A 26,891-nucleotide genomic window follows, 5' to 3' on the forward strand; every position below is an offset into this window, starting at 1 on the left:
TTGGAGATTCACCGCGGATCTTGCGTTCGCTCTCAGATTGTTTCACATTTTTTCGGGGCGAGGGGTGAATCATGTTTTTACGTTGGCGCAATACCAGTTTTCTAGGTGCTCTTTTTCTTTGCGCCTGTGCCTCGAGTTCGGCCGACATCACGCCGACATATGTCTCGCCAATGATCTATCAGTCCTATAATTGCCAGCAGTTGGCGATGGAGGCCCAGAGCGTCTCCACTCGTGCAGCCACACTTTCTGGGGCTCAAGACAAGCAGCGGACGAATGATACGATCGCGACCACTGCTGCCGTCGTGATATTCTGGCCAGCAGCATTTCTTGTCGGTGGGGATAAGCAAACGGCTGCCGAGTTGGGCAATATGAAAGGGCAGATGGTTGCCATCGAGCAGGCTTCGATCTCGAAGAAGTGCAATATTCAATTTCAAAAGCCCGAGCCGAAGGCTGAAGGAAAGTAAGATTGTTTGACTTCCTCTCACAGGACCGAAGCAGTTCAAGAGCGCAGGGTCCACGAGAGCTAGGTCAACGTCTCGCGAACGCCGCGTGCGGCGGCCTTCTGCGCATCGAACTCGGCGCGACGCCGCGCCAGCTCGTCCGGCGCGAGCATGGCGGGATTGCTGTAGTCGCGCTTCCAGCTGTGATCATCGCTCCATTGCAAGGGTGATTGCACGGTCGTCCGTGCGGCTGGCGCACTCTCCAGAACGCGCAGGGCCAGCTCGAGCGTGAACGCCTGCGATGCGGAATCGTGCGGCTTGCCGGCGGAATTGCCGAGCGGAAAATCCGAGAACAGGAAGCGCGGTGCGGCGGCGTGCTCGACGATGTCCTTGGCGCAGCCCATCACCACGGTGGCGACGCCGTTGGCTTCGAGATGCCGCGCCACAAGCGTCACGGTCTGGTGGCACACCGGGCAGTTCGGCACCAGCACGACGGCGTCGATCGCGTCGGCACGGCAGCGCGCGAGAATGTCCGGGGCGTCCGTCGCCATCGTGACGCGCTGGCTGCGATTGGTCGGCGCGCCGAAGAAGCGCGGGCCGATGGCGCCGATACGTCCGTCGCGGGCGAGCCGTATCAGTTGCGGTAGCGGAAACCAGGTGCCGGAGTCGGTGGCCGACGTATGCGTGCGATCATAGGCGATGTGGGAGATGCGCAGATCGTGCTTCGCCGAAGTGTCGCCGTCATACACCGCGTAGAATTTGGCGCCGCCATTATAGGGCGCGCCGGGGCCCTGGTCGCCTCTGGCGGGATCATAGGGCGCAGCCGTGGTGACGAGCGTGACGCGCGACTGCGCGAGCGGCTTGCGCAGCGGCTGGAACGGCGCCGATGTGTAGTGGGCCCACCGATAGGGCGTGTCATAGCCGATCGCGAGATAGTAGTCGCGCGTGCGCGCCATGTAGGACAGCGGCGCATCGCTTTCGGGCGCGAAGCCGAGCTTGTCGTCGGTCGATGCGGTCATCGGTCTTGTTCCTGCAGCCCTTGTTCCTGAGGCCTTTGTCCCTGAAGCCATGGGCGATTTGCTCGCGCGCGGCGAGCCGTGTCAAGGCGCCGCGCCTTGGAACCAGTGCGAGCCTGGGGCTTTAACTGTCCGCACGAGGTCCCCGGCGCCAGGCCGGCCGTTTTTCATTGTGTCCATGCCTATTTCGCTCGCGGCAGCTTGCCAGTCCTTCAGTGTCGTCGTCTGTCTCATGGTCGCGACGACCGGTAGCGTCGCCGCCAACGAGGGCGAGACCGTCTGGCCGTTGGTGGACGGTGCACCTCCGGCACAGGAAGATCGCGATGAGGCGGCTGCAAAGCCGGCCGAGCCGAAGGAGAGCGGCACGCGCGAGGCGATCTGCCTGATGATCGAATCCGCGGCCAAGGCCAACGATCTGCCGCTCGAATTCTTCGCGCGCGTCATCTGGCAGGAGAGCCGTTTCCAGACCGACGCGGTCGGGCCGGTGACCCGCAACGGCCAGCGCGCGCAGGGGATCGCCCAGTTCATGCCGGCCACCGCGAGCGAGCGGCAGCTGCTCGATCCGTTCGATCCGGTGCAGGCGCTGCCGAAATCGGCGCATTTCCTGGCCGAGCTTCGCGATCAGTTTGGCAATCTCGGTCTGGCCGCCGCCGCCTACAATGCCGGCCCGCGCCGCGTTCAGGATTGGCTCGGCGGCAAAGGCCAAATTCCCTGGGAGACCCGCAACTACGTCTCGGCCATCACGGGCTCGTCGATCGACGACTGGGCGGCGGCCGGCAGGGGCAGCAAGACGCCGCCGGCTGCGCGGCCGACCTCGTGTCATCAGCTGATGGCGCTGCTGAAGCGCGCGCCGAACCCGTTCGTGACCCAGCTCGAGCAGCATGTCGCCGTCTCGGCCGCGAAAACCTGGGGCGTGCAGCTCGCGGCCGGCTTCGATCGGAACAGGGCGCTCGCGATGTATGCGCGGGCCATCAAGGGACTTGGCCCCGTCATCGGCGATCGTGATCCGAGCCTGCTGTCGTCGGTGATGCGCTCGCGCGGCAACCGGGCGTTCTACCAGGTGCGGATCGGCGCGGAGACCCGGCCCGAGGCCAATAACCTCTGCAGCCGCATCCGCCAGGCCGGCGGCGCGTGCTTCGTGCTGCGCAACCGGGCCTGACGCCGGGACGGCTTGCGCCGGATGCAGAGCCGCGCGCGCCGGATGACGGTTGACGTGAGGGGCTTTCGCCAGCCTTATCGCGGTCCATTCCGCTGGGCCGCTCGCTGCCGTGACACTTCCTCCACTCGATTCGCCGCAATGGCACGGGTCGATGCGCGCCTTCGGCTGGGGGCTGCGCGCGACCTCGGCGACGATCCTGTCGGTCGTTCTGTTCGTCACCTTCATCGGCATCGGCGCGCTCGCGCACGACACCCATTTCAGCATGCTCTGGGCGATCCTGAGCACCGTACTGGTGTGGGCCGGGCCGGCCCAGATCATCCTGGTGTCGACGCTCGGCTCCGGCCAGACCATCCTGCAGTCGGCGATCGCGGTCACCATGAGCGCGATCCGGCTGTTTCCGATGGTCGTCGCCGTGCTGCCGCTGATCCGCTCGCCTGACACCAAGCGGCGGCAGCTGGTGCTGATCGCGCATTTCACCGCGGTGACCTTGTGGGTGGAGTGCTATCGCTTCCTGCCGCATGTGCCGCGCGAGCGCCGCATCGCCTTCGTGCACGGGCTCGGCTGCGGCCTGATGGGCGTGGCACTGGTCGCGACCATCATCGGCTATCTCCTCGCTGCCAACCTGTCGCAGACCTTCGGGGCCGCGGTGCTGCTGCTGACTCCGCTGGCGTTCCTGTTCTCAACCCTGCGCAACGCCAGGGAGCTCGCCGACGTGCTCGCGCTCGGCCTCGGCCTCGTGCTCTATCCGGTGGCCGCGCAGCTCAACAGCGGTGTCGACATTCTCGTCAGCGGCGTCGTGGCCGGCACGCTCGCGTTCAGCGTCCACAAATGGCGCGAGCGGAGGGCGGCATGAGCGATTTCATCGGCGACTGGCACGCGCTCGTCGTGCTGCTGGTCGCAGGCGTCATCCCGAACCAGATCTGGCGGCTGCTCGGACTGTGGTTCGGCAGCGGGCTCGACGAGGGCTCGGACCTCCTGATGTGGGTCAAGGCGGTGGCGACCGCGATCCTGGCCGGCGTCATCGCCCAGATCCTGGTGCAGCCGCCGGGCGCGCTCGCCAGCGTGCCCTGGGGCCTGCGCTATGGCGCGGTCGTGGCCGGCCTCGCGGCTTTCATGGCCACGCGCCGCTCGATCTTCGCCGGCGTCGTCTGCGGCGAGGTCATCATGCTGGCCGGCAAATGGTGGCTTGGCTGAGTTGCGCGTGCGCAATTGCGGTAGGCCGGGGTTCGGCTAGATTGCCGTCACGACTGAAGGACTCCGAGATGACCACAGAGACCGATCTGCGCCCTGGCGAAGTCGCCGTCGATGCGCCGCTGCCGCGCGACGCGGCGCTGACCTTCATCGGCCGCATCCGCACCCCCTGGACCTCGCGGCTGGAGACGCCGCGCCAGGGCAGCTTCGAGGGTCCGGTATGCCGGCTGGAGATCTTCGAGCCGTGGGGGCAGGCGCTTCAGGGCATCGAGGCGTTCCCCTATCTGCAGGTGCTGTACTGGCTCAACCGGGCGCGCCGCGATCTCGTGCTGCAGAGCCCGCGGCATCATGATGGCGAGACCCGCGGCACCTTCGCGCTGCGCTCGCCGGTGCGTCCCAATCCGATCGGCGTGTCGACCGTCCGCTTCGTCGCGCTGGAGGGCCGCACCGTGCTGGTGCGCGGCCTCGATTGCCTCGACGAAACGCCGCTGATCGACCTGAAACCGGATCACTGCGTGTTCACGCCGGCGGCGGCGGGCGAGGCGAGCTAGTTGTCGGGAGATCTGCTGCGTTTTGTCTTGCAACAGCCCCATCCCGATACGGGGGTGGACGAGGGGATCTTCCGCGCCGCCTATGGTCTCCAGAAAAACCCGAAGACGTCGTCGCAGGATCGCAAGGAGTTGGACGTTGTGCTGTCCTGGCTCGGGGCGAACCTCGCCGTGCCGCGCCGCTTCAATCGCAGCAAGTCGAAAGGATTTTACCGCCGGAGGACGGCCGGAGTGTCGTGGCTCAAATCAACCGCTTATGAACATGTCAGCAAAATGCGCGAGCTCAGTGCCATTCTTGAACGGAACGGCATCGGGGTCAGTCAGATCAGGACCGATAGGCCGGGCTATCTGGTCTTCGAGGACGAACACCAAGTCGTCGCCGAGCCGTTCCGCAGCGAGCCGTTGGTTCGGAAGCAAGCAGTCCGCAAACGTCTGACATGAGCTATCGTGCTGGCGTAGCGTGAGCGAAGCCAGTTAGATGATTTGCATGTTGTCAGGACAAATCGACCGACAGGCCGGTGGACAGGAATGTCGAAAGTGAACAAGCGGCCACAGACGACCGTGACGGCTCTGGATGCCATTACCGCGGACCTCGTCGCCGTACTGGTGGCGGTGACGGACGGCGATCCCAGGATCATGACGATCGAGCACGAAGCGGCGCTGCCGAGTGGACCGTTTCAGTTCGGGCACCGCTCGCTGCAGATGGGCCTGCGCGCCTGGGTCGAGGCGCAGACCGGCCATCCGCTCGGCTATGTCGAGCAGCTCTACACTTTTGCCGACCGCGGTCGCAGCGGCGGTCCGGACGCGCCGCACCGGATCTCGATCAGCTATCTCGGCCTCACCCGCGAGGAGGAGGGGCGCGAGGGCGCGGATGCGCAATGGTCATCCTGGTACGACTACTTCCCGTGGGAGGATCATCGCGATGGACCGCCGGCGATCCTGGCGAAGATCATCGCGCCGAAGCTCAAGGCCTGGGCGCGCGCCGCCGACGAGCCGGCGCTGCAGAAGACGAGGTGGCGCCGCGCCGCCATCACCTTCGGCCTCGACGGCCGCGAGTGGAATGAGGAGCTGGCGCTGCAGCGTTACGAGCTGCTGTATGAGGCCGCGCTGATCCCGGAGAGCGTCCGTGACACGGGCGGCAGCGAGGCGATCGTGCCCGGCCGCGCGATGACCTCAGACCATCGCCGCATTCTCGCCACCGGGATCGCTCGGCTGCGCGCCAAGATCAAATATCGTCCGGTCGTGTTCGAGCTGATGCCGGACGAATTCACGTTGCTGCAACTGCAGCGCAGCGTCGAGGCGTTGGCTGGCCGGCTGGTCCACAAACAGAACTTCCGCCGCCTCATCGAGCAGCAGGAGCTCGTTGAAGAAACGGGGGCCATGGCCCCGGACACGATCGGGCGTCCGGCCAAGCTGTTTCGCTTTCGCCAGGGCGTGCTGGCCGAACGGGCCGTGGTCGGAACCAAGCTCCCGCTCTCGCGGTCGTGATCCCGCGCTCTTGACAAGACTTATGCTCAGGATAAGTATAATCCATCTTATGCTCATGGAGAGTATAAATGGCCGAGCTTGTCCTGCCTGCGATTGCGCCGAATTCCGCGCTCTCTGACCGTCTGAGGCGGGTGATCCCGCCGCCGGAATGGGCGGTCTTCGAAGACGATGTCGAAGCCATCCTGGCGCTGAAGCGCCGGCGCAACGCCGTCGTGCTGGCGCACAACTACCAGACGCCCGAGATCTTTCACGGCGTGGCCGATATCGTCGGCGACAGCCTGCTGCTGGCGCGCGAGGCGACCAAGGTCGATGCCGACATCATCGTGCTCGCCGGCGTGCACTTCATGGCGGAGACGGCCAAGCTGCTCAATCCCGACAAGACGGTGCTGATCCCCGACCTTGAGGCGGGATGCTCGCTGGCGGAGTCCATCACGGCCGAGGATGTCCGGTTGATGCGCGCGCGCCATCCCGGCGTCCCGGTCGTCGCCTACGTCAACACGTCGGTGGCGGTGAAGGCGGAGTCCGACATTTGCTGCACCTCCGGCAACGCGCTCGCGATCGTGGAGAAGCTCGGCGTCGATCACGTCATCATGCTGCCGGACGAATATCTCGCCCGCAACATCGCCGCCCAGACCAAGGTGAAGATCACGGCGTGGAAGGGCCATTGCGAGGTGCATGAGCTCTTCAGCGCCGAGGATGTCCGCACGCTGCGCGACAATCATCCCGGCGTCACCGTGCTCGCCCATCCCGAATGCCCGCCGGACGTGGTGGCCGAAGCCGATTTCGCCGGCTCCACGGCGGCGATGTCGGACTATGTCGGCGCGAAGCGTCCGGCGCGCGTCGTGCTGCTGACCGAATGCTCGATGAGCGACAATGTCGCCGTGATGTACCCCGACATCGAATTCGTCCGGCCCTGCAATCTGTGCCCGCACATGAAGCGGATCACCTTGAAGAACATCCGTCATGCGCTCGAGACCAACACGCATGAGGTCACGATCGATCCTGCCATGGCCGAGCGCGCACGGCGCTCGGTGGAAAGGATGCTGGCGCTATGAGCAACGATCTCGCTGAACTGATAGGCCGTCCGGTGATCATCGGCGGCGGCGCGGCCGGGCTGATGACCGCGCTTCACTTGGCTCCCGAACCCGTCGTGCTGCTGTCGAAGTCGCCGCTTGGCGCCGAGGCATCGAGCATGTGGGCGCAGGGCGGGCTGGCGGCTGCGGTCGGTGACGATGACGATCCCGCGCTGCATCTCGATGACACGATCGCAGCGGGCGCCGGCCTGTGCGACGAAGCCGCGGCGCGCCGCATCGTCAGCGCGGCGCCGGTCGCGGTCGAGCACCTCGCCCGGCTCGGCGTTGCGTTCGATCGCCACGCAGACGGGCGCTGGCGCCTGGGCCTGGAGGCTGCTCATGGCCGCAACCGGATTGTCCACGCCACCGGCGACGGCACCGGACGCGAGATCATGCGCGCTCTGATCGCAGCCGTCAGGCGGTGTGCTTCCGTCACCTTGCTGGAAGGCGTCGAGGCGCGCCGGCTGATCGTGGAGGACAACGTGATCACCGGCGTGGTTGCGGTGCGCGGCGACGAGGCCGTGGTTCTCGCCACGACGCGCGTCGTGATCGCCACCGGCGGCATCGGCGGACTGTTCCTCGACAGCACCAATCCATCCGGCTGTTTCGGGCAGGGCCTGGCGCTCGCGGCGCGGGCCGGGGCCGTGCTGTCCGATCTCGAATTCGTGCAGTTTCACCCCACCGCCTTCGACGGGCCGTCCCGTCCGCTGCCGCTGCTGACCGAGGCGATCCGTGGCGATGGTGCTGTGCTGATCGACGAGAGCGGCACGCGCTTCATGGCCGACGAGCCCGGCGCCGAACTGGCGCCGCGGGATATCGTCGCGCGTGCCGTATGGCGCCGCCGCGCGCAGGGCCACCGCGTGTTTCTCGATGCGCGAGAGAAGCCGGGCAAGGCGTTCGCGGCGCGCTATCCCGTGATCAGCGCGTTCTGCCGCATGGCCGGCATCGACCCCGCTGTCGATCCGATTCCCGTGCGGCCTGCGGTGCACTACCATATGGGCGGTATCGCCGTTGATGCGATGGGGCGCAGCTCGATCGCGGGCTTGTGGGCCTGTGGCGAAGCCAGCCGCACCGGCCTGCACGGTGCCAACCGGCTTGCCAGCAATTCACTGATGGAAGCGATCGTCTGCGCGCAATGGGTGGCGGAGAGTGTGGCCGGCGCCGCGCACGGCGCGGGCGAGCCGAGCGAGCTCCCGGCGATCCCGCCAGCGTCCGATCCGTCGGCGGTGCGGCCGCTGCTGTCCGACGCGCTCGGCGTGTTGCGGGACCGCAGTAGCCTGGCGGAGGCTGTTCGAAGCCTTCTCCCGCTCGCGCAAGGGGCAGGGGTCGCGTCCGATCCAGCCCTGGTCGGATTGATGATGTCGGTCGCGGCTCATGCGCGCGAGGAGAGCCGCGGCGGGCATTTCCGCAGTGACTGTCCAGATACGCTGCCCGTCGCGCAGCCGTCCAGCCTCACGCTGTCATCAGCGATCGCTGCCGCACGGGAGATTGCGGATAGCGAGCGTCCATCTCTCAGGAGCGTCGTGTCATGACCCTCAATCCTCTCTCGCCCTTGCTCTATGAGCCGCTGGTTCGCATGGCGCTGCTCGAGGATCTCGGCCGTGCCGGCGACATCACCACGGATGCGATCGTGCCGGCCGAGCAGCGCGCCTCCCTCAAGCTGCGGGCCCGCCAGCCTGGCGTGATCGCCGGCCTCGACGTGGCGCGCTCTGCGTTCCAGATGGTCTCGCCCGATGTGCGCATGGAGATCATCCGGGGCGACGGCAGCGCCGTCTCGCCTGGTGACGTGATCGCCACCATCAGCGGCCCGGCCAGGGCCTTGCTGACCGGCGAGCGCGTCGCGCTCAACTTCCTCTGCCATCTCAGCGGCGTCGCGACAGTGACGGCGACGCTGGTCGCGGCGGTGAAGGGCACGCGGGCGCAGATCGTGTGCACCCGCAAGACCACGCCAGGGCTGCGCGCGCTGGAGAAATACGCCGTGCGCGCCGGGGGCGGCGGCAATCATCGGTTCGGGCTGGATGATGCCGTCCTGATCAAGGACAACCACATCGCCATCGCCGGCGGCATCAAGGCTGCGATCACCAGGGCGAAGGCTCATGCCGGCCATCTCGTGAAGATCGAGGTGGAGGTCGACACGCTCGCGCAACTCGAGGAGGCGCTGGCGCTCGGCGTCGATGCGGTGCTGCTCGACAACATGACGCCGGCGGACCTCGAACGGGCCGTCGGCATGGCCCGGGGCAGGGCGATCACCGAGGCGTCGGGCCGGATCACCGTCGACACCGCGCCCGCCATCGCGGCTGCGGGTGTCGACCTGATCTCGGTCGGCTGGATCACGCATTCGTCGGCTGCGCTGGACATCGGGCTCGACGAGGCGTGATCAGCCCTTCAGCGCCGCGATCAGCTTCGCGGCGTTCTCTTCCAGCACCTTCGGATCTTCCTTGCGGCTCGCCGGCGGCAAGAGGGAATCGCCGGTGTGGCGCGGCATGATGTGGACGTGGAGGTGGAACACCATCTGGCCGCCGGCGTGCTCGTTGAACTGCTGCACGGTGATGCCGTCGGCGGCGAACGCCGTCTTGGCAGCGCGCGAGATCGTGCGCACGGCGCGGCCGACATGGAGGTAGTCGTCCTCGGTGATGTCGAGGATGTTGCGGGCCGGGGCCTTCGGGATCACCAGCGTGTGGCCGGGCACGCGCGGCATGATGTCGAGGAAGGCCAGCACATGGTCGTTCTCGTAGACCTTCACGCAGGGGAATTCGCCGCGCAGGATCTTTGCGAACGGGTTGTTGGGATCATAGGCGGTCATGGGCGGTCCCTCGGCAGTTTCTCGTTGCGCCTTACTCTCACCGGCATGCATCCGAGGTCAAGGCGCCTCGTCGGAGCTCTTGCGGAACGGCGCGGCCTCGGCCAGCTCCCGGCTGGCTTCCTCGACATAGGCGCGCTCGCGCTTGAGGTAGTCGTCGATCGCGCGGCGCAGGCCGCGGTCGGCAATGTAGTGGGCGGAGTAGGTGGTCTGCGGTAGGTAGCCGCGCGCGATCTTGTGCTCTCCTTGCGCGCCCGCTTCGACCACCCCCAGCCTGTGCTGGATGGCGAAGTCGATCGCCTGATAGTAGCAGACCTCGAAATGCAGGAACGGGCGGTGCTCGATGGCGCCCCAGTTGCGGCCGAACAGCGTGTCCGAGCCGATGAAGTTGATGGCGCCGGCAATCCAGCGTCCATCGCGCTTGGCCATCACCAGCAGCACGTCCTCGGCCATGCTCTCGCCGATCAGCGAGAAGAACTTGCGGGTGAGATAGGGGCGGCCCCATTTGCGTGAGCCGGTGTCCATGTAGAAATCGAAAAACGCGTCCCAGGCCTCCTCGGTGATGTCCTTGCCGGTCAGCCAATGGATGGTGATGCCATTCGCTAGCGCATCGCGCCGCTCGCGCTTGATGGCCTTGCGGTGGCGCGAGTTCATCGTCGCCAGGAAGTCGTCGAAGGTGGAAAAGCCCTGGTTGTGCCAGTGGAACTGCTGGTCTGTGCGCTGCAGGAAACCCTGCGCGGCGAGCAGTTCCCATTCGGATTGACGGGCGAAGGTGACGTGGACCGAGGACGCCTCGCTGATCCCGCACAGCGCCTTGAGCCCCTGCGCCAGGGCATTGCCGATCAATTCGCGGTCCTGGTCGGCGCGGATCAAGAGCCGAGGCCCGGTCGCCGGCGTGAAGGGGACGGAGACCTGGAGCTTCGGATAATAGCGCCCGCCGGCGCGCTCATAGGCGTCGGCCCAGCCGCGGTCGAAGACGTATTCGCCCTGCGAGTGGGATTTCAGATAGCAGGGTACGACGCCCAGAATCTCGTCGCCCAGCTTCGCCACCAGATGGCGCGGCGCCCAGCCGGTGCGGAGCGTGGCCGAGCCGGAGGCTTCGCAGGCCAAGAGAAACGCGTGCGAGACGAACGGGTTGTAGGAGGGGCCGCAGGCCGAGGATGAGCCCGGCGCGACGCGGCCGGCGGGATTGGCGCAGGCGTCCCAGGCGGCGGCCGGGATGTCGCTGATCCCGGGAACGGCTTCGAGCGTAATCTCAGGTGAGGCCATCGAACCCTTGAACATCAGACTGGCAGGGAACGCTCAGCGGAGGCGTCTGGATTGCTCCCCCAAGATCGTGCATCGCAGCACCGACTTCAAGGCTGACCTCACGTCTCCGGCGTAAACCCTTCGAAGATCATCTGATCGGCGTACCGGGCCGCAATGGCGCGCTGCTCTGGCGTGCGGACCGTCCAGGTCAGGAGCGGGCAGCCGAACACGTTGCGGGCGACCCAGGGCGCTGCCGCCGGCAGTTGCTGCACCCAATAGGCCACGAAATGCGGCTGCGTGCCGAGGCCGTGCTTGAGATGCAGCATGCCGTCGCGCTGCGCTTGGGTGAGCTTTTCCCAATAGCCGTCCTGATAGGTGCGCTGGGCGACGATGCCGCGGGTCAGGCCGGGCGCGATTTCGCGCATGACGCGAACCAGGTCTGGATCGAACGACATCGCCACCGCCGGGCCGGAATAGGACGCGAGCACCTCGGCCATGCGCCGGACCAGGCGATGATCGCCCTGGAACGTGCTCTTGACCTCGACCACCAGCGGCACGCGGCCGCCGATCAGGTCGCAGAGCTCCTTGAGCGTCATCATCCGCTCGTCGGTCTGCTTGAAGCGGACGGCCTTCAGCTCGGCGGCGGTCTTCTCGATCACCAGGCCGGAGCCCTCGGTGAGACGGCCGAGCCCGTAGTCGTGATGGACCATCGCCTCGCCATCGGCCGACAGCTGGATGTCGCATTCGATGGCGAAGTTGCCGGCAACAGCGCCGCGCGCGGCGGCCGGCATGTTCTCGATGATGCCGCTGGCCGCATCGTGCAGGCCGCGATGAGCGACGGGGCGGGCCGTCAGCCAGTCAGGTGCGCGCATTCGCCCCGTCCATCCGTTCCGTTCTGCTACTCGACCTCGAACACGCCTTCGACTTCCACCGCGGCATCCGACGGCAGCGAGGCGACGCCGACGGTGGTGCGGGCATGGCGGCCCTTGTCGCCGAAGGCGGCGACCATCAGGTCGGAGGCGCCGTTGAGCACCTTCGGCCCATCGAGAAACTCGGGCGCCGAGTTGACGAAGCCGCCGAGTCGGACCACGCGCACGACCTTGTCGAGATCGCCGACCGCCGCCTTCACCTGGGCCAGCAGATTGACGCCGCAACCCTTTGCCGCCGCATAGCCTTCCTCGATCGACACGGGGCCGCCGAGCTTGCCGGCTGCGATCATCTTGCCGTCGCCGCCGAGGCAGACCTGGCCGGACACGAACAGCAGGTTTCCGGTACGCACGAACGGGACATAATTGGCCACCGGAGCCTTCGGCGCCGGCAATGTGATGCCCTGTGCTGCCAGAGTCTGTTCAACCGTACCCGCCATCTCAAATCCCCATTCTGTCGCGTGAGCGCCGGTCCCGTGCCGGACCGCGGCCCTGTTTGGCGCAGTTGCCAGTGACATGCAAGCCGCCGCGGCGGCCGTTAACTTGCCGGTTTGATCGCACGTTTCCGTGAGACAGCCGCAGTTGCGACGTAATGCAGCGGTCTTTAATGTGACGGTTCAGAGATACGCCCCCCGAGGAAAACTCATGGCTTATTCGTTTCGACTGTCGATGGGAGCGCTGGCTGTTGCCGCGATCACGTTCGGTCCGGCGCAGGCCGGGGCGGGCGTGCCGTTTCTGCCGCATCAGGCGCTGTATGAGCTGAGCCTGGTCAAGTCGCGCGGGTCGAGCCCGGTCAACAGCGCGCGCGGCCGCATCCTGTATAATTTCTCCGGCAACGCCTGCAGCGGCTACACCTCGGACTTCCGCCAGGTGTCCGAGCTCGATCTCGGCGAGGGCAAGGTGACCCTGAGCGACCTGCGCTCGACGGCCTGGGAGGACGGCGCCGGCAAGAGCTATCGCTTCAAGATCGACTCGCGGATGAACGATCAGGCCTCCAGCCCGGTCGACGGCATGGCCGAGCGCATCGGCGATCACATCACCGTCAAGCTCAAGCAGCCGGAGGCGAAGACCTTCACGCTCGACGGGGCGACCGTGTTTCCGACCGAGCAGATCCAGCGCATCATCGCGGCTGCGCGCGAGGGTAAGTCGCTGCTCGAGCTGTCGGTGTATGACGGCTCCGACAATGGCGAGAAGGTCTACAACACGCTTACCGTGATCGGAGCGCCGGTGACCGGGGACAAGGCTCCCGCCAAGCCGGATGCCTCGACGGACAGCAACGACATGAAGACGCTGACGCGCTGGCCAGTCACGGTCAGCTATTATGACCGCGACGCCAAGCGGACCGAGGGCGAGCAGACGCCGGTCTATGCGATGTCGTTCGAGCTGTACGAGAACGGCGTCTCGCGGGCCCTCGTGCTCGACTACAACGACTTCGTCATTTCCGGCGCGCTCGGCAAGTTCGACGTCAAGGACGCGAAGGACGGCAAGCCTTGCAGCAACTAACTTCGCAGCAACTGACGGCGTGCTCATTCCGTCTGCTCCGGACCGTCATAGGCGATGCCGCGGATGACGGCGGCCTGACCGAACTTCTTGCGCAATGCGTCCATCGCGCGCTCCGCTGAGGCCGAGCGGCGATCGAGCATGTCGGTGTCGGACGCCTCGGAGCCTGGGCGCAACGCACTGACGCCGGCGCCCATCAGCCGGAACGCGGTGCCATCCGTCTCGCGCGCCAGCATCTCCTTGCAGATCGCAAAGATCTTGCCGGCCAGCTGCGTCGGCGCCGCGATCGACTGCGAGCGGGTACGCTGGCGGAAATCCGCCGTCTTCAGCTTCAAGGTGATGGTCGAGCCCGCGAGCTGGCTCGACTTGAGGCGCGAGGACACCTTCTCCGACAGCCGCCACAGCGTCTTTTCCAGGGGCGCGTAGTCGCGGATATCAATGTCGAAGGTGGTCTCGTTCGAGATCGTCTTGGCGCCGCGATCGGCCACGACCTTGCGATCGTCGATGCCGCGCGCCAGCCGCCACAGCCTCCGGCCGTCGCCGCCGAACTGCTTCATCAGCTCGATCTCGTCGGCGCGCTGCAGGTCGGCGATGCTGCGGAAGCCGTGGCTCGCCAGCCGCTGCTGGGTGGCGGGGCCGACACCGAAGATGAAGCCGACCGGCTTGTCCGCCAGCATCTGCCGCGCCTCGTCCTGGTCGAGGGCGGCGAAGCCGCGCGGCTTGTCGAGGTCGGAGGCGATCTTGGCCAGGAACTTGTTGCAGGACAGCCCGACCGACACGGTGATGCCGATGTTGGCCTCGACCTCGCGGGCGAACCGCGCCAGCACCTTCGCCGGGATCATGCCGTGGACGCGCTCGGTGCCGGAGAGATCGAGGAACGCCTCGTCGATCGACAGCGGCTCGACCAGCGGCGTCAGCGCCTGCATCGCCTGCCGCACCTCGCGGCCGACGCGGACATATTTCGCCATGTCGGGGCGGATCACCACAGCCGAGGGGCACAGCTCCAGCGCCTTGAACATCGGCATCGCCGAGCGCACGCCATAGGTGCGGGCGATGTAGCAGGCCGCCGACACCACGCCGCGCTTGCCGCCGCCGATGATGACGGGGCGGTCGGCCACCTCGGGATTGTCGCGCTTCTCGACGGTCGCATAGAACGCATCACAGTCGATATGGGCGAGCGTCAGTGCCGAAAGGGTGCGGTGCCGGACCAGGCGCGGCGAACCGCAGGCGGCACAGCGGCGCGCGCCGATCTCCAGATCCGTCAGACAGTCGCGGCAGAAGCAGGTCGGCCCGGCGGCCGCGCGCGACGCTCCCTCTGGCGCTGTCGTGGTCACGGCACGTCGCGCTCCCACTGCCGGTCGCCCAATACCTGCCTTGCTGCCATGATATTGGTCGGATGTAACTTGGAGTGGGCGGCAAAAGCCTTTACCGTCTCGTCGTCGCGCAGCACGAAATCGAGCACGCTGACCAGGAATTGCGGGTCGGCGGCCGAGGATCGCAGCGTTTCCGGCCCAATCCCGGTCTCGGCCAGGAAGCGGCCGAGACGCTCGGGCTCCCCGGCCAGGAAAGAGAGGGCCTGAACGGCAACGATTTCAGCGACTTCGCGCGGTTTTTGAGAACGCTTTTTCAACGGGGCATTTGCCTTTCCATTAACTTGTCGTCTCTACTTTGCGACCATCATGCCCGAGTCTTCGGAGCGGGTTCAAGCAAGTGGAAACCATCTCGGTCGAAGATGGAATACCGCCTTAACGGCTTTGAACGAATCTGGGGCTAGTTTGAATTAGATGGGTAGCGGTGGACAGGCGTCCACCGGAGGGCAGTCGGGTGTCAGTGATTCGGAGGGGCGGATGGGCAAGACCGTCCTGATCGTGGAAGACAACGAGCTCAACATGAAGCTCTTTCGCGATCTGTTGGAAGCCCATGGGTACCAGACGTCCGGTACATCCAGCGGCGTGGAGGCGCTCGACATCGTGCGCCGCACGCGTCCCGATCTCATTCTGATGGACATCCAGCTGCCGCAGGTGTCGGGCCTGGAAGTGACGAAATGGATCAAGGACGATCCGGACCTGCGCGCGATCCCGGTGGTTGCCGTGACGGCTTTTGCGATGAAGGGCGACGAGGAGCGCATCCGCGAGGGTGGCTGCGAGGCCTATCTGTCGAAACCGATCTCGGTCGGAAAATTCATTGAAACCGTGCGACGTTTCATCGGCTAGGGAGCTTCTCCAGTGTCCGCGCGCATCCTTGTCGTCGACGACGTCCCGGCCAACGTCAAGCTGTTGGAGGCGCGGCTGTCGGCCGAATATTTCGACGTGCTGACCGCTTCGAACGGCGCCGAGGCGCTGCAGATCTGCCAGCGCGCCGAATGCGACATCATCCTGCTCGACGTGATGATGCCGGACATGGACGGCTTCGAGGTCTGCCGCCGGCTGAAGTCGAATCCCGCGACGCATTTCATTCCGGTGGTGATGGTGACGGCGCTGGACAGCCCGTCCGACCGCGTGCGCGGCCTGGAGGCGGGCGCCGACGACTTCCTCACCAAGCCGGTGTCCGACGTCGTGCTGATCGCGCGCGTACGCTCGCTGACCCGGCTCAAGATGATGACCGACGAGCTGCGCATGCGCGCGCTGACCTCGCTCGAGATCGGCGTGCAGGCGCCCGAGCGCAACGCGGTCGCGGATGCCGGCAGGGGCGGGAAGGTTCTGCTGGTCGATGACCGGCCCTCGTCCTACGAACGGCTGGGGCCGATGCTGGCCACCGACCACACCGTCGACGTCGAGACCAATCCGTCGGAAGCCGTGTTCAACGCGGCCGACGGCAACTACGACCTCGTCATCGTCTCGCTCGATCTCGACGATTTCGACGGCCTGCGGCTGTGCAGCCAGCTGCGCTCGCTGGAGCGCACCCGGCACGTGCCGATCCTGGCCATCGCGGAAGCGGAGAACAATTCGCGGCTGCTGCGGGGGCTGGAGATCGGCGTCAACGACTATCTGCTGCGTCCCGTCGACAAGAACGAGCTCTTGGCGCGCGCGCGCACCCAGATCCGCAAGCGGCGCTACACCGATCATCTGCGCGACAACGTCCAGAACTCGATCGAGATGGCGATCACCGACGCGCTGACCGGCCTGCACAACCGCCGCTACATGGAAACGCATCTGGCGACGCTCGCCGACCAGGCCGCGAGCCGCGGCAAGCCGCTGGCGCTGATGATGCTCGACATCGACTTCTTCAAGTCGATCAACGACAATTACGGTCATGATGCCGGCGACGACGTGCTGCGCGAGTTCGCGATGCGCGTGCGCAAGTCGATCCGCGGCATCGATCTCGCCTGCCGGTACGGCGGCGAGGAGTTCGTGATCGTGATGCCCGAGACCGATCTCCACGTCGCCGGCATGGTCGCCGAACGGCTGCGCCGCTCGGTCGCCAACGAGCCGTTCGCCGTGCACAAGGGCGAGAAGCGCATCGAGGTCACGACCTCGATCGGCATCTCCACCTTGGAGCAGAAGGGCGAGGCGATCGCCGACGTCATGAAGCGCGCCGACACCGCGCTGTACCGCGCCAAGAACGAAGGCCGCAATCGCGCGGTGGCGATCGCGCCTGCCAACCCGCCGGCGCCGTTCCTGCCACAAGCGGCCGGCCGCGGCCGGTAGAGGGGCGACGACCTGCCGGGTCGCCGCAGGTGCGGGCGTGTGTGAGTAGCCAAATCTCTTTCCACATCGTCATTCCGGGGCGCGCGTAGCGCGAGCCCGGAATCCATACTCCCGATCGTGGTTATGGATTCCGGGCTCGCGACTGCGTCGCGCCCCGGAATGACGGCGAGTTTGGAGCAGCTTGCTTCCACACATGACGCTTCATCCTCGCCGCGCATCCGCGCCCGAGCTGTGCCCATCGAAACCCTCTTCGAGAACAGAGGGCGCAGGGAAGGCCGGGTGCAGGTCGCACCCATGGTCCGCGTGCAGCAAAAAAGCACGCGGCAGAACCACAGGTACGAGCCGGACATCCGGCCCTCCCTGCGCGATGGCTTTACGGCTTACTCCGTGCTCTCCCCGGGGACCGGCGTTCTTGCCCCCGTCGCGAGCGCGCGTCGTTAGCACGCGCCCGCTTGGCCTCAGCGTCGGGAGGCCAGGACCACACGGCTTCACCGTGCGCATCAGGATGTTCGTCGGCGCGGACAAGCCACGCTGCACCCCGACACGCCCACCGCAACCCACCTCACGCTCGTGACGATCGCGATGCGCCCCTCGTGGCGAGGTGGGATGCGTGGGGGATAGCATGAATTCTGAAAAATAGAAAGAACAAAATGATATTGTCCGGCTCATTATGATCGCGGTGATGGATCACATGGCTTTGGATGGTATCGATGTCGTCCAACGGCGTCCCGGGATGTATGTCGGCGATACGACCGACGGCACGGGTTTGCACCGGATGATTGAGGTCTTGGTCGACAATGCCGTCGAAGAGGCGCTCGCCGGGTTCTGCGATCGGCTCGACATCGTGTTGAATGCTGGAGGTTCGGTCACCGTCCGCGACAATGGTCGCGGCATTCCGACCGAGATCCATCCATCGGAAGGCATCCCGGCCGTCGAACTGGTCATGACGCGCCTTTCCTACGCGTTTGGTCAGCCTTCGTGGCTTTTCGTGGTCAATGCACTGTCAGAGTGGTTGCAACTGCGTGTCTGGCGTAATGGCCAGGAGCACGGCATGCGCTTCCGCCGCGGTCGGTCCGAGGCGCCCTTGAGCATCGTCGGGGAAGCCGAGATCGTGGACGGCACACCAAGGCGCGGGACGGAGATCACGTTCTGTCCGAATCCGGAGGTGTTCTCCAATGTGGTATTCGATCTGGCCAGGATCGAGCATCATCTGCGCAAGCTGCCCGTGTTCAAGGCCGGGGTTACGGTCATGCTGTCGGATCGGCGGGATGGCGGCAACAACGAGATCACTTTGCGTATCCGAGCGCCTGGGCTGTAGGGCGGATTAGCGTCAGCGCAATCCGCCGTTCGTCTTCCCGTGAAACGGCGGATTACGCTTGCGCTAATCCGCCCTACAGTCCTTGAAGCGGATTGAACAAATGAGTTTTTCGGCGCAGCGCGTCCGGCGATCTGCGTCGCCCGGGGGCAATCTCACTTTTCGATGAGGATCGATCGACCCGACGGCCGTCGTGCTAAGATCCGGCTGAGGATCAGGAGAAAGACCATGGCGTGGTGGATTTTCGTGATCGTGTCGATCGGATCGATCCCGCTCGCATCGGCGATGGCCATCGAGCGCAACCGATCAGCCCGGCGATGGCTGTGGACCGCCGCGATGGTCGGTCCACTCGCGCCGCTGGCGCTGCTGATCCTCGGCGATGCGCGGCGCCCGGCCGAACTCATAAGCCCGGCGGACTGATCGGCAGAGCGCAACCTGTGTGACCGAGGCAAACAGGCGTGATCCGCCGTTCATCGCTGCTCGCCATCGTGCGGCGGATCACACTTGCTGAACGCTTCGATGGGCTGCGAACCGAAACGAAGACGTCGTGTCAGATCTCGTCATGTGGTTCTCTGTCCGATACAGGCATCGTGTCCCATGACGTCGGGTTCAGTGAAGCTCACGATCTCGCGAAACGCCGCCGACAGGTCATGGCGCTGGTTGAAGGGATGGCGAACCACGACGCAGCGGCAGCCGGCGTCCGTCGCCGCTTTCAGACCGGCTGCCGAGTCCTCGAACACAAGCGTCCGTTCGGGAGCGATGTTCAGGCGCGACATCGCCAGGAGATAGGCTTGCGGATCAGGCTTGTGGTGCATGACATCATCCTTCGTGATGATGACATCAAACCCATCGGCCATGCCCACGCGATCGAGAATCCTGTCGACCATCCAGTGATCGGCCGAACTGACGAGGCCGAGCAGCGCGCCCGTGTTCCGGCAGGCGCGGATGAACTCCCTTGCTCCGTCGGTCAGGGGCACGCCGGCTTCGATGAGATCGCTGTAGATCGCGCGAAACCGCTGGTTGAAGTCTGCGAGGCCGACGTCGATTCGATATGTCGTGAAAAAATGGCTGGTGACCGTCTCCCAGTCTTGGCCCATCACCTCGGAATACAATGTCGGATCCGCGTGCGGAGCCCCGAACGCAGCACATGCCGCGGCCAGAGCCCGCGCCTTGTGCGCCTCGCTCTGCACCAGCGTGCCGTCCAGATCGAACAGATAGGCCTTCATGCTGACAGCTCCTGCCATTCGCTGAGAGGTTGCGTATCACACCGACATGTCGCTTGATGCGGTGGCGCTGTTGTGGTAGTTAGATGCCATGAGCAAATACGTGCGCATCGTAAACCTCAACCACATGGCCCGCTTCGGCAGGGGCGTGGGAGGAGTCGTGCGCTAGGGTTTCGACGACACGATCTTTCCACCAGGCCCCGCCGGCATCGGACGGGGCCTTTTGTTTGGCCACGGTCCCTGCCGGCACAACAGCAGGAGCGACCGATGCCACCTCATCAGACCGACCTCACCGCCGAGACGGAGCGCGATGCCGCCGCGTTCGGTGTCGACCTCTCCACCGCATGGAAGGAAGCGCAAGCCGCGGCTCGTCCCGATGCACCCGTTGCGGCGCCGAGAGATGCGCTGTCGGAAAAGCAGGCCGCGGGACCACCGGCCGCACCGACCTGGACCATCATTCGCCTGATCGGACGATGGTGGCGCACATACCAGGACTGGCGCGAATGTGAGGGCGTGCGCGCGAGCTTGTCCGACATGAGCGAACGGGAGCTGACCGATATCGGCATCACGCGCGCGGAGATCGACTTCATCGCGGCGCATCGCACGCTCGACCGGCTGAAGGACGATGTCCTCATGATGTCGCGCGGCGTGATGTAGCCGATGGCAGGTCACGGTCAATCGCTGAGGGGCGGATCAGTGCCGCGTGATCCGCCGCTCGCTTTTGGCCGCGATGACAGCGTGCTGATCCGGCTCGTGGCGCCGGGAGTCGGCGATCTTGCGTTGCTAGAAGCTCGGACCTGCCACGGCCTTCAGTCGGCGCCAGACGTCGTCAGCCATGCGGCTTTGTCCCCAGACGGCGCCGAGCATCTTTCTCACCACCGGCTCCTGCCGGGCGAGTTGCTCGATCCGCCCGATGAAATCTGCGCCGTGCTGACACAGCAGATCTTCGACGGGGCCTGCGGCGATGAGGGCCAGCATGCGATCAGACGGGTCGAGCGCCCAGAGGTCCCGGATGATCGGCCACGCCGCTTCGGGCTGGTCGCGGACGAGCGCATCCAGCGTTTCCCATGCAGAGAAGAGAGGGTGGGCGTTGGCCTCGCGCTGGGGCAGTCGGTGATAGTCGATCCAGGCTCGGGCAAGGTCATGACGGTTCGTCATCGCATCGCTCCAAATCGCTCACATCGCTGCCCATGCCCGTGGTCCTGCTCAAGCGGTCTTCATCGCGAGGGTCTGTCCGCGGATGATGCTTACGCTGATCAGCTCCGCGTGCTATGATCGATCTGATCATCAGTCTGTCTTGAAGCAACACGCGCCGCGTGCCTGTAGGAGGGACGTTTGGATCCTATCGAGGCCGTGCAGAAGCGTCCTGGCATGTATGTCGGCGATACGACCGACGGCTCGGGATTGCACCGGATGATCGACGAGGTGGTCGACAATGCCATCAACGAAGCGCTGGCCGGCCATGGCGATCGGCTCGACATTGTCCTGAAGGCCGACGGCGCGGTCAGCGTTCGCGACCATGGCCGCGGCATTCCCACCGATAGGCATCCAACCGAGGGCATCCCAGCCGTCGAGCTCATCATGACTCGTCGTGGCGCGCTAGGCCCGATGGGGCTGCTCGTGGTGAATGCGCTGTCGGAATGGCTGCATCTGCGCATCTGGCGCAACGGCAAGGAGCATCGCCTACGCTTCCGCCGCGGCCGTCCCGATGGACCCTTGCGCATCGTCGGCGATGCCGAGGTCGTTGATGGCACGCCCCGGCGTGGGACGGAGATCACGTTCTGTCCGGATGCGCAGGTGTTCGCCAATACGGAGTTCGACATGACGCGGATCGAGCAGCGCCTGCGCAAGCTGCCCGTCTTCAAGGCCGGCGTGACGGTCGTGCTGTCGGATGAGCGCGGCGGCGGCAACAACGAGATCATACTGCGCCTGTGAGCATGAGCGTTGCGCGCCCCTCGCGCGAGCTGATCGGACTCTCAAGCTGAGATGTGATGAGAGCGGCATCCATCGCTTGATCTCGCGTCACCTTCGTGGTATTTGCAAATCATGATCAACGTCGTGCGCCGCTCCAACCGCAAACATACGACCCGCTGCAGCCGGGCCGTGGGAGGAGTCGTGCGCTAGGTTTTCGTCGACACGATCATTCCACCAGGCCCCGCCGGCATCGGACGGGGCCTTTTTGTTGGCCACGCTCCCTGCTGGCACCCCACAGCAGGAGCATCCGATGCCGCCCCAGACCCACCTCACTGCCGAGATCGCGCGCGATGGCGCCGCTCTCGGTCTCGATCGCGCCAAGACCGCAGCGGCGAACGCTGCACGTGGCGTGCAAGCCGCGCCGCGACCGGCCGCGTCCATCGCGGTGCTGCGTGACGCCGTGTCGGAAAAGGACGCGGCGGGGCCGCCGGGCGCAGCGGCGCCGGGATGGCTTGGCCGGCTCGCGCAATACTGGCTCGCGTTTCAGGACGGTCGCCGGCGCAGGCGGATGAGACTCGATCTCAGTGACCTGAGCGAGGCGCAGCTGGTGGATATCGGCTTGAGCCGAGTCGATATCGACCACATCGCCGCGCACCGTGCTCTCGAACGGTTCAAGGACAACACGGCCCATCTCATGATGTCGCGCGGCGTGATGTAGCTGCGCGCGACCCGGCGCCGACGCTGGACATCGCGGTGGTCGTCGCCAGGGCGGATCTGCTTGATCTGCTCTGGCGAGGACAAATCGCTGCGCTCGCAATGATGCAGGAGAAGTCGTACGTTTCCGAACATCAGCGGCGAGGCAGCGTGAGAGGACGCGACGCATGAGACACCATATCGGCATCGTCGGCTGCTCCGCCGAGGGCGCCGCGCTGTGCTATCGCACGATCTGCAAGGAGGGTACCGAGCTCCTCGGCGCGCACGCGCATCCCGAAGTGTCGATGCATACGCCGTCGCTCGCCGACTACGTGACATGTCTCGACCGCGGTGATCTCGAAGGGGTGGCCGAGCTGATGCTGGCCTCGGCGCGCAAGCTCGCGGCGGCCGGCGCGGACTTTCTGATCTGCCCCGATAACACCATCCATCAGGCGCTGCCGCTGGTGCTGCCGCGCTCACCGCTGCCGTGGCTGCACATCGCCGACGAGGTCGCGAAGGAAGCTGCCAAGAGAGGCTACAAGCGTGTCGGCATCACCGGCACGACATGGCTCGTCGACAGCGATGTCTATCCCGACAGCCTTGCGGCGCACGGCCTGAGCTTCGCGCGACCAGACGAGGCCGACCGCATCACGGCGAACCGCATCATCATGGATGAGCTCGTCTGCGGCCGGTTCGAGCCGCAATCCATCGCCGCATTTCAGGCGATCATCGCGCGGCTGAAGGCGAAAGGCTGCGACGCCGTCGCGCTCGGCTGCACGGAGATCCCGCTGATCATCGACGACACCAACTCGCCTTTGCCGACCTTGGACTCGACGCGGCTGCTCGCGCGCGCGGCGCTGACGCGGGCCGTGGCTTAGTCCGGTCGGAGCATCGGTCAGCGCAGGGGCATCCGCGACCTTTGAGGTCGTGGTTCCACCGGAACCGCCCGGTGCGGCAGACGTTTGTCTGAACCCAAGGAGGAGCCCCCAATGATAAAGCTGGTATTCGCCGCTGCCGTATCGCTGTCCGTTCTGCCGTCATTCGCCCTGGCTCAGGGCCACATGGGGACGCCACAAGAACAGAAGGCGTGCGCACCCGATGCCAAGCGCCTCTGCCGCAGTCAGCTCGGCGACGATTTCGGGGTTCAGAATTGTCTGACGCAGAACCGGGCCAAGCTGAGCAAGCGCTGCTCGGCGGTGTTCCAAAGTCACGGCATGTAGGCCGGCTTTGCCTTCGCAAGGTCGCAGGGCGGACAGCTCAGGCTGATCCGCCCTTGGCTTGTCGTCAGGCCGCGCGGACCTTGCGCAGGAATTTTTCCAGCTCGTCCTTGAGGTGATCGCTCTCGCGCGACAGCGAGTGCGCTGACGCGAGCACCTGCGAGGAGGCGCTGCCGGTGGCGCTTGCGCCCTGGCTGACCTCGTCGATATTGCCGGCGACGCGCGCGGTGCCGCCGGCCACCTGCTGGACGTTGCGCGAGATCTGTCCTGTGGCGGCGCCCTGCTGCTCGACGGCGGCGGCGATGCCGGCGGCAATCTCCGAGATCTGCTGGATGGTGCCGCCGATCTGCTTGATCGATGCGACCGAGGACTGCGTCGCGTTCTGGATGCCCTCGATCTGCTGGCCGATCTCCTCGGTCGCCTTGGCGGTCTGCGACGCCAGCGCCTTGACCTCGGAGGCGACCACCGCAAACCCGCGGCCGGCCTCGCCGGCGCGCGCGGCCTCGATGGTGGCATTCAGCGCAAGCAGGTTGGTCTGGGCGGCGATCGAGGTGATCAGCTTCAGCACGTCGCCGATGCGCTCGGCGGTGCGCGACAGCTCGCTGATGCCGACATCGGTCTGCTCGATCTGGCGGACGGCCTCCTTGGCGATCGTCGTCGATGCCGTGACCTGGCGGCCGATCTCGTGGACGGAGGAGGTCATCTCCTCGGCGGCCGAGGCAACGGATTGAACGTTGGACGAGACCTGCGTCGAGGCCGCGGCGGCGCTGGTGGACAGCTGCTGGGTCTGCTCGGCGGTCCGGCTCAGCGTGTTGGCCGAGACTTCGAGCGTGCGCGCATCGGCATGGACCTTGGTGATGATCTGGCCGACGGTGGATTCGAACTCGTCGGCCATGCGACGCATGGCGACGTGCTGCTCCTTTTTCGCGGCGTCGAGATACACCGAGATCGCGAGATCCATGTCGATCATCGCCGCCTTGGTGATCGCGGCCTGCAGCGCCGCCCGCTTCTCACGCGCGGCCTGGCCGCCGAACCAGCCGTCCGACAGCTCCGTCTCGATCGCCTTCTGCAGTCCGGTCACGATCAGCGAATAGCCGGCGATGTACCAGCGCGGCTCCAGCCCCATCCGGTTGTGCGCCTCGCCGATCCGCGTCACCGACTTCACATAGGCGTCGTCGAACTTGGCGGTCGCCAGCGACATCCAATGGTCGAGCTGGGCCTGCGAGGCGTGCTTGATGGCGGCCTGGCCGGTGAACATCTTCGCCAGCTGCGGATACTTGGCGACATGCCTGTAGAAGTTCTCGAGCAGGCCGGGCAGCACCTTGCCGATCAGCGGCCGCAACTCGCGCAGGTGCTCTCGGGTCGCGTTGTCGATGCCGATGAAGTCGAGACGGGATTGCAGGGTCTGGAGATCGGTCATCGCTGGTCCACCCGAAAGACGATACGCAAGGGAGACGCCGCGCTGCGGGGTGCCTCGTTACCCCAGAATTGCATGGGTTTGGTTGATGGTTCCTTACGGGCGGAGCTCAAATTTCAACCGAACCGGGAAGGTTGCCCGATTTGAGCGGAGCAGAGGTAACGGCGGATGGCTGGAAGAGCAAAGGACAATAAAAAACGGGGCCGAAACGGCCCCGTTGAAGTCGCAGCAGACCGCGATCTTACTTGATCTTGGCTTCGCGGAATTCGACATGCTTGCGCGCGACCGGGTCATACTTCTTCTTGACCATCTTGTCGGTCATGGTGCGCGAATTCTTCTTGGCAACGTAATAGAAGCCGGTGTCGGCCGTGGACACGAGCTTGACCTTGATGGTGACCGCTTTGGCCATGTCTTGAACCTCTGCAATGGGATCTGGGGTGGGCACCGGCCAAAGACGGGGCGCCGTTGGCCGGCAACCTACCCAGCCGGCCCCCAAAGTCAAGGTTTGCCGGCCAGAATCTGCGCCCCTAGGCCTCGAAGAAGCGGTTTTTCGGCCTGGGGAGGCCCAGATTGTCCCGCAGCGTCGGCCCCTCATACTCCTTGCGGAAGATCCCGCGGCGCTGCAGCTCGGGAATCACCTTGTCGACGAAGTCGTCGAGGCCGGCTGGCAGGTACGGGAACATGATGTTGAACCCGTCCGAGCCGCGGCTCTCCAGCCAGTCCTGCATCTGGTCCGCGATGGTCGCAGGCGTGCCGACGAAGGCGAGCCCGCCATAGCCGCCGACCCGCTGCGCCAGCTGGCGCACCGTGAGCTTGTCACGGGCCGCGACGTCGACCAGGCGCTGGCGGCCGCTCTTGGAGGCGTTGGTCTCGGGGATCTCGGGCAGCGGGCCGTCCGGATCGAAGCCGGAGGCATCGGTGCCGAGGATGACGGAGAGCGAGGCGATGGCGCTGTCGTAGTGAACCATGCTGTCGAGGAGGGCACGCTTGTCCTTCGCCTCGTCGACGCTGTCGCCGACCACGACAAAGGCGCCGGGCAGGATCTTCAGATGCTCCGGATCGCGCCCGATCTTCTCCATCCGCCCCTTGATGTCGGCGTAGAGCTTCTGCCCATCTGCCAGGCTGCCGCCGCCGGTGAACACGGCCTCCGCCGTCTCCGCCGCGAGCTGCTTGCCGTCCTCGGAGGCGCCGGCCTGGACGATGACGGGCCAGCCCTGCACCGGGCGGGCGATGTTCAGCGGGCCGCGGACCTTGAGATATTTGCCCTTGTGATCGAGCACGTGCAGCTTGTCGGGATCGAAGAACAGCCCGCTCTCGACGTCGCGCACGAAGGCATCGTCGGCGAACGAATCCCACAGGCCGGTGACGACGTCATAGAACTCGCGTGCCCGCTTGTAGCGCTCGGCGTGCTCCATATGGTCGTCGAGGCCGAAATTCAGCGCCGCATCCGGATTGGACGTGGTGACGATGTTCCACCCCGCACGCCCGCCGGAGAGATGGTCGAGGGAAGCGAAGCGGCGGGCGACGTGGTAGGGCTCGTCGAACGTCGTCGACCCCGTCGCGATCAGCCCGATGTTCTCGGTGACCGCCGACAGCGCGGACAAGAGCGTGAAGGGCTCGAACGACGTCACGGTGTGGCTGCGCTTCAGCGCATTGATCGGCATGTTCAGCACGGCCAGATGATCCGCCATGAAGAAGGCGTCGAACTTGCCGGCCTCCAATTTGCGGATCAGCTGCTTGAGATGGCCGACATTGAAGTTGGCGTCGGGCCAGGCGCCGGGATAGCGCCACGCTCCGGTATGGATCGACACCGGGCGCATGAAGGCGCCAAGCTTGAGTTGACGGGTGGGCATGGAGGGGACGTCCGGGACTGGTTGATCTCTTGAGGAGATAGGAACTCGGTGAGCAACCGTCAGCAAGCTGCTGCAGGACACGATTTCGTTTTTGATGCCTTGCGTAGCACGCTCATGCCAATGCAGGTCGAGCGGCTGCCCCGAACAACGGTGTCGTCCCGGCGAACGCCCATAGGCGCTAAGATAGTTTTAGCATCATTTGATAGCGACGTTTTCTTCTCGG

32 protein-coding genes are annotated in these 26,891 nt (G+C 65.6%); 20 read left to right on the forward strand and 12 right to left on the reverse strand.

The genetic code is table 11. The features are described 5' to 3' along the window. The first annotated feature begins 71 nt into the window (after positions 1–71). Complete coding sequence (locus QQL87_RS06385) at positions 72–464, forward strand: hypothetical protein (protein WP_284416500.1); 393 nt, start codon at positions 72–74, stop codon at positions 462–464. 59 nt (positions 465–523) lie between these two features. Here QQL87_RS06385 and QQL87_RS06390 read toward each other — a convergent pair whose 3' ends face one another. Then, complete coding sequence (locus tag QQL87_RS06390) at positions 524–1,459, reverse strand: glycine reductase (RefSeq protein WP_284416499.1); 936 nt, start codon at positions 1,457–1,459, stop codon at positions 524–526. A 175-nt stretch (positions 1,460–1,634) separates the two neighbouring features. On the opposite strand from QQL87_RS06390, the gene QQL87_RS06395 reads away from it, so the two are divergent. The 9 genes from QQL87_RS06395 to nadC all read left to right on the forward strand — a co-directional run bounded on the left by QQL87_RS06395 (position 1,635) and on the right by nadC (position 9,292). Continuing rightward, positions 1,635–2,615, forward strand: a complete 981-nt coding sequence (locus tag QQL87_RS06395; RefSeq protein ID WP_284416856.1) for a transglycosylase SLT domain-containing protein — start codon at positions 1,635–1,637, stop codon at positions 2,613–2,615. Positions 2,616–2,724: 109 nt separating this feature from the next. Beyond that, positions 2,725–3,468, forward strand: coding sequence for an AzlC family ABC transporter permease (locus QQL87_RS06400; RefSeq protein ID WP_284416498.1), 744 nt, complete (start codon positions 2,725–2,727; stop codon positions 3,466–3,468). Further along, positions 3,465–3,809 (forward strand): AzlD domain-containing protein, encoded by a 345-nt coding sequence (locus QQL87_RS06405; protein ID WP_284416496.1) that lies wholly within the window; start codon positions 3,465–3,467, stop codon positions 3,807–3,809. Before QQL87_RS06400 ends, QQL87_RS06405 begins: the two co-directional genes overlap by 4 nt. Positions 3,810–3,877: 68 nt before the next feature. Then, positions 3,878–4,357, forward strand: coding sequence for a tRNA (N6-threonylcarbamoyladenosine(37)-N6)-methyltransferase TrmO (gene tsaA / locus QQL87_RS06410; RefSeq protein ID WP_284416493.1), 480 nt, complete (start codon positions 3,878–3,880; stop codon positions 4,355–4,357). Next, a complete protein-coding gene (locus QQL87_RS06415) occupies positions 4,358–4,795 on the forward strand; it encodes a hypothetical protein (protein ID WP_284416491.1) in 438 nt (145 codons plus the stop codon). Between the two features lie 87 nt (positions 4,796–4,882). Next, a complete protein-coding gene (locus QQL87_RS06420) occupies positions 4,883–5,842 on the forward strand; it encodes an NUDIX hydrolase (RefSeq protein WP_284416489.1) in 960 nt (319 codons plus the stop codon). Positions 5,843–5,910: 68 nt separating this feature from the next. Then, on the forward strand, positions 5,911–6,897 hold the full coding sequence (gene nadA / locus QQL87_RS06425) for a quinolinate synthase NadA (protein ID WP_284416487.1): 987 nt from the start codon (positions 5,911–5,913) through the stop codon (positions 6,895–6,897). Then, entirely contained in the window at positions 6,894–8,447 is a 1,554-nt protein-coding gene (locus QQL87_RS06430; protein WP_284416485.1) for an L-aspartate oxidase, read from the forward strand. Before nadA ends, QQL87_RS06430 begins: the two co-directional genes overlap by 4 nt. Next, on the forward strand, positions 8,444–9,292 hold the full coding sequence (gene nadC, locus QQL87_RS06435) for a carboxylating nicotinate-nucleotide diphosphorylase (protein WP_284416483.1): 849 nt from the start codon (positions 8,444–8,446) through the stop codon (positions 9,290–9,292). The genes QQL87_RS06430 and nadC overlap by 4 nt, the downstream gene beginning before the upstream one ends. Here the strand turns inward: nadC and QQL87_RS06440 are convergent, their stop codons facing one another. The 4 genes from QQL87_RS06440 to QQL87_RS06455 form a co-directional block, all read right to left on the reverse strand. After that, positions 9,293–9,718 carry an HIT family protein gene (locus QQL87_RS06440; protein ID WP_284416481.1) on the reverse strand — a complete coding sequence of 142 codons (426 nt, stop codon included), beginning with the start codon at positions 9,716–9,718 and terminating at the stop codon, positions 9,293–9,295. Positions 9,719–9,775: 57 nt separating this feature from the next. Further along, a complete protein-coding gene (locus QQL87_RS06445; protein WP_284416480.1) occupies positions 9,776–10,984 on the reverse strand; it encodes a GNAT family N-acetyltransferase in 1,209 nt (402 codons plus the stop codon). 98 nt (positions 10,985–11,082) lie between these two features. Beyond that, positions 11,083–11,835: a glycerophosphodiester phosphodiesterase gene (locus QQL87_RS06450; RefSeq protein WP_284416479.1), complete on the reverse strand. Its 753-nt coding sequence runs from the start codon at positions 11,833–11,835 to the stop codon at positions 11,083–11,085. Between the two features lie 26 nt (positions 11,836–11,861). Next, complete coding sequence (locus tag QQL87_RS06455; protein ID WP_284416478.1) at positions 11,862–12,329, reverse strand: RidA family protein; 468 nt, start codon at positions 12,327–12,329, stop codon at positions 11,862–11,864. Positions 12,330–12,534: 205 nt separating this feature from the next. Between QQL87_RS06455 and QQL87_RS06460 the strand changes: the two genes are divergently transcribed. Next, positions 12,535–13,392 (forward strand): cell envelope integrity EipB family protein, encoded by an 858-nt coding sequence (locus QQL87_RS06460; protein ID WP_284416477.1) that lies wholly within the window; start codon positions 12,535–12,537, stop codon positions 13,390–13,392. A gap of 23 nt (positions 13,393–13,415) precedes the next feature. On the opposite strand, the gene QQL87_RS06465 is transcribed toward QQL87_RS06460, so the two are convergent. Together QQL87_RS06465 and QQL87_RS06470 are read right to left on the reverse strand one after the other, a co-directional pair. Continuing rightward, positions 13,416–14,723, reverse strand: a complete 1,308-nt coding sequence (locus QQL87_RS06465; protein ID WP_284416476.1) for a DNA polymerase IV — start codon at positions 14,721–14,723, stop codon at positions 13,416–13,418. Beyond that, positions 14,720–15,019: a DUF3572 domain-containing protein gene (locus QQL87_RS06470; RefSeq protein WP_284416475.1), complete on the reverse strand. Its 300-nt coding sequence runs from the start codon at positions 15,017–15,019 to the stop codon at positions 14,720–14,722. Before QQL87_RS06470 ends, QQL87_RS06465 begins: the two co-directional genes overlap by 4 nt. Before the next feature lie 217 nt (positions 15,020–15,236). On the opposite strand from QQL87_RS06470, the gene QQL87_RS06475 reads away from it, so the two are divergent. The 4 genes from QQL87_RS06475 to QQL87_RS06490 all read left to right on the forward strand — a co-directional run bounded on the left by QQL87_RS06475 (position 15,237) and on the right by QQL87_RS06490 (position 18,771). Then, positions 15,237–15,602 carry a response regulator gene (locus QQL87_RS06475; RefSeq protein WP_008964019.1) on the forward strand — a complete coding sequence of 122 codons (366 nt, stop codon included), beginning with the start codon at positions 15,237–15,239 and terminating at the stop codon, positions 15,600–15,602. Positions 15,603–15,614: 12 nt separating this feature from the next. Then, the gene (locus QQL87_RS06480; RefSeq protein ID WP_284416474.1) at positions 15,615–17,036 is read left to right on the forward strand and encodes a PleD family two-component system response regulator; all 1,422 of its coding nucleotides are present in this window, start codon (positions 15,615–15,617) and stop codon (positions 17,034–17,036) included. A 682-nt stretch (positions 17,037–17,718) separates the two neighbouring features. Then, a complete protein-coding gene (locus QQL87_RS06485; protein WP_284416473.1) occupies positions 17,719–18,354 on the forward strand; it encodes an ATP-binding protein in 636 nt (211 codons plus the stop codon). Positions 18,355–18,579: 225 nt separating this feature from the next. Beyond that, on the forward strand, positions 18,580–18,771 hold the full coding sequence (locus QQL87_RS06490) for a hypothetical protein (protein ID WP_284416472.1): 192 nt from the start codon (positions 18,580–18,582) through the stop codon (positions 18,769–18,771). Between the two features lie 140 nt (positions 18,772–18,911). Here QQL87_RS06490 and QQL87_RS06495 read toward each other — a convergent pair whose 3' ends face one another. After that, positions 18,912–19,577: an HAD family hydrolase gene (locus QQL87_RS06495; protein WP_284416471.1), complete on the reverse strand. Its 666-nt coding sequence runs from the start codon at positions 19,575–19,577 to the stop codon at positions 18,912–18,914. A gap of 264 nt (positions 19,578–19,841) precedes the next feature. Between QQL87_RS06495 and QQL87_RS06500 the strand changes: the two genes are divergently transcribed. Further along, positions 19,842–20,231 carry a DUF1127 domain-containing protein gene (locus QQL87_RS06500; RefSeq protein WP_284416470.1) on the forward strand — a complete coding sequence of 130 codons (390 nt, stop codon included), beginning with the start codon at positions 19,842–19,844 and terminating at the stop codon, positions 20,229–20,231. A 126-nt stretch (positions 20,232–20,357) separates the two neighbouring features. Here the strand turns inward: QQL87_RS06500 and QQL87_RS06505 are convergent, their stop codons facing one another. Continuing rightward, on the reverse strand, positions 20,358–20,732 hold the full coding sequence (locus QQL87_RS06505; protein WP_284416469.1) for a DUF6869 domain-containing protein: 375 nt from the start codon (positions 20,730–20,732) through the stop codon (positions 20,358–20,360). Between the two features lie 177 nt (positions 20,733–20,909). Between QQL87_RS06505 and QQL87_RS06510 the strand changes: the two genes are divergently transcribed. The 4 genes from QQL87_RS06510 to QQL87_RS06525 all read left to right on the forward strand — a co-directional run bounded on the left by QQL87_RS06510 (position 20,910) and on the right by QQL87_RS06525 (position 23,401). After that, entirely contained in the window at positions 20,910–21,509 is a 600-nt protein-coding gene (locus QQL87_RS06510; protein ID WP_284416468.1) for an ATP-binding protein, read from the forward strand. Positions 21,510–21,798: 289 nt separating this feature from the next. Then, on the forward strand, positions 21,799–22,206 hold the full coding sequence (locus QQL87_RS06515; RefSeq protein WP_284416467.1) for a YjiS-like domain-containing protein: 408 nt from the start codon (positions 21,799–21,801) through the stop codon (positions 22,204–22,206). A 163-nt stretch (positions 22,207–22,369) separates the two neighbouring features. After that, positions 22,370–23,059 carry an aspartate/glutamate racemase family protein gene (locus tag QQL87_RS06520; protein WP_284416465.1) on the forward strand — a complete coding sequence of 230 codons (690 nt, stop codon included), beginning with the start codon at positions 22,370–22,372 and terminating at the stop codon, positions 23,057–23,059. A 111-nt stretch (positions 23,060–23,170) separates the two neighbouring features. After that, positions 23,171–23,401, forward strand: coding sequence for a hypothetical protein (locus QQL87_RS06525; RefSeq protein ID WP_284416463.1), 231 nt, complete (start codon positions 23,171–23,173; stop codon positions 23,399–23,401). A 64-nt stretch (positions 23,402–23,465) separates the two neighbouring features. Here the strand turns inward: QQL87_RS06525 and QQL87_RS06530 are convergent, their stop codons facing one another. From QQL87_RS06530 to QQL87_RS06540, 3 genes are all read right to left on the reverse strand, one after another. Next, positions 23,466–24,818, reverse strand: a complete 1,353-nt coding sequence (locus QQL87_RS06530; protein ID WP_284416461.1) for a globin-coupled sensor protein — start codon at positions 24,816–24,818, stop codon at positions 23,466–23,468. Positions 24,819–25,056: 238 nt separating this feature from the next. After that, the gene (rpmG, locus tag QQL87_RS06535; RefSeq protein ID WP_015666342.1) at positions 25,057–25,224 is read right to left on the reverse strand and encodes a 50S ribosomal protein L33; all 168 of its coding nucleotides are present in this window, start codon (positions 25,222–25,224) and stop codon (positions 25,057–25,059) included. A 118-nt stretch (positions 25,225–25,342) separates the two neighbouring features. Then, a complete protein-coding gene (locus QQL87_RS06540) occupies positions 25,343–26,668 on the reverse strand; it encodes an LLM class flavin-dependent oxidoreductase (protein WP_284416459.1) in 1,326 nt (441 codons plus the stop codon). Between the last annotated feature and the right edge of the window lie 223 nt (positions 26,669–26,891).

Source organism: Bradyrhizobium sp. SSBR45G, from assembly GCF_030159255.1.
Classification (GTDB): Bacteria; Pseudomonadota; Alphaproteobacteria; order Rhizobiales; family Xanthobacteraceae; genus Bradyrhizobium.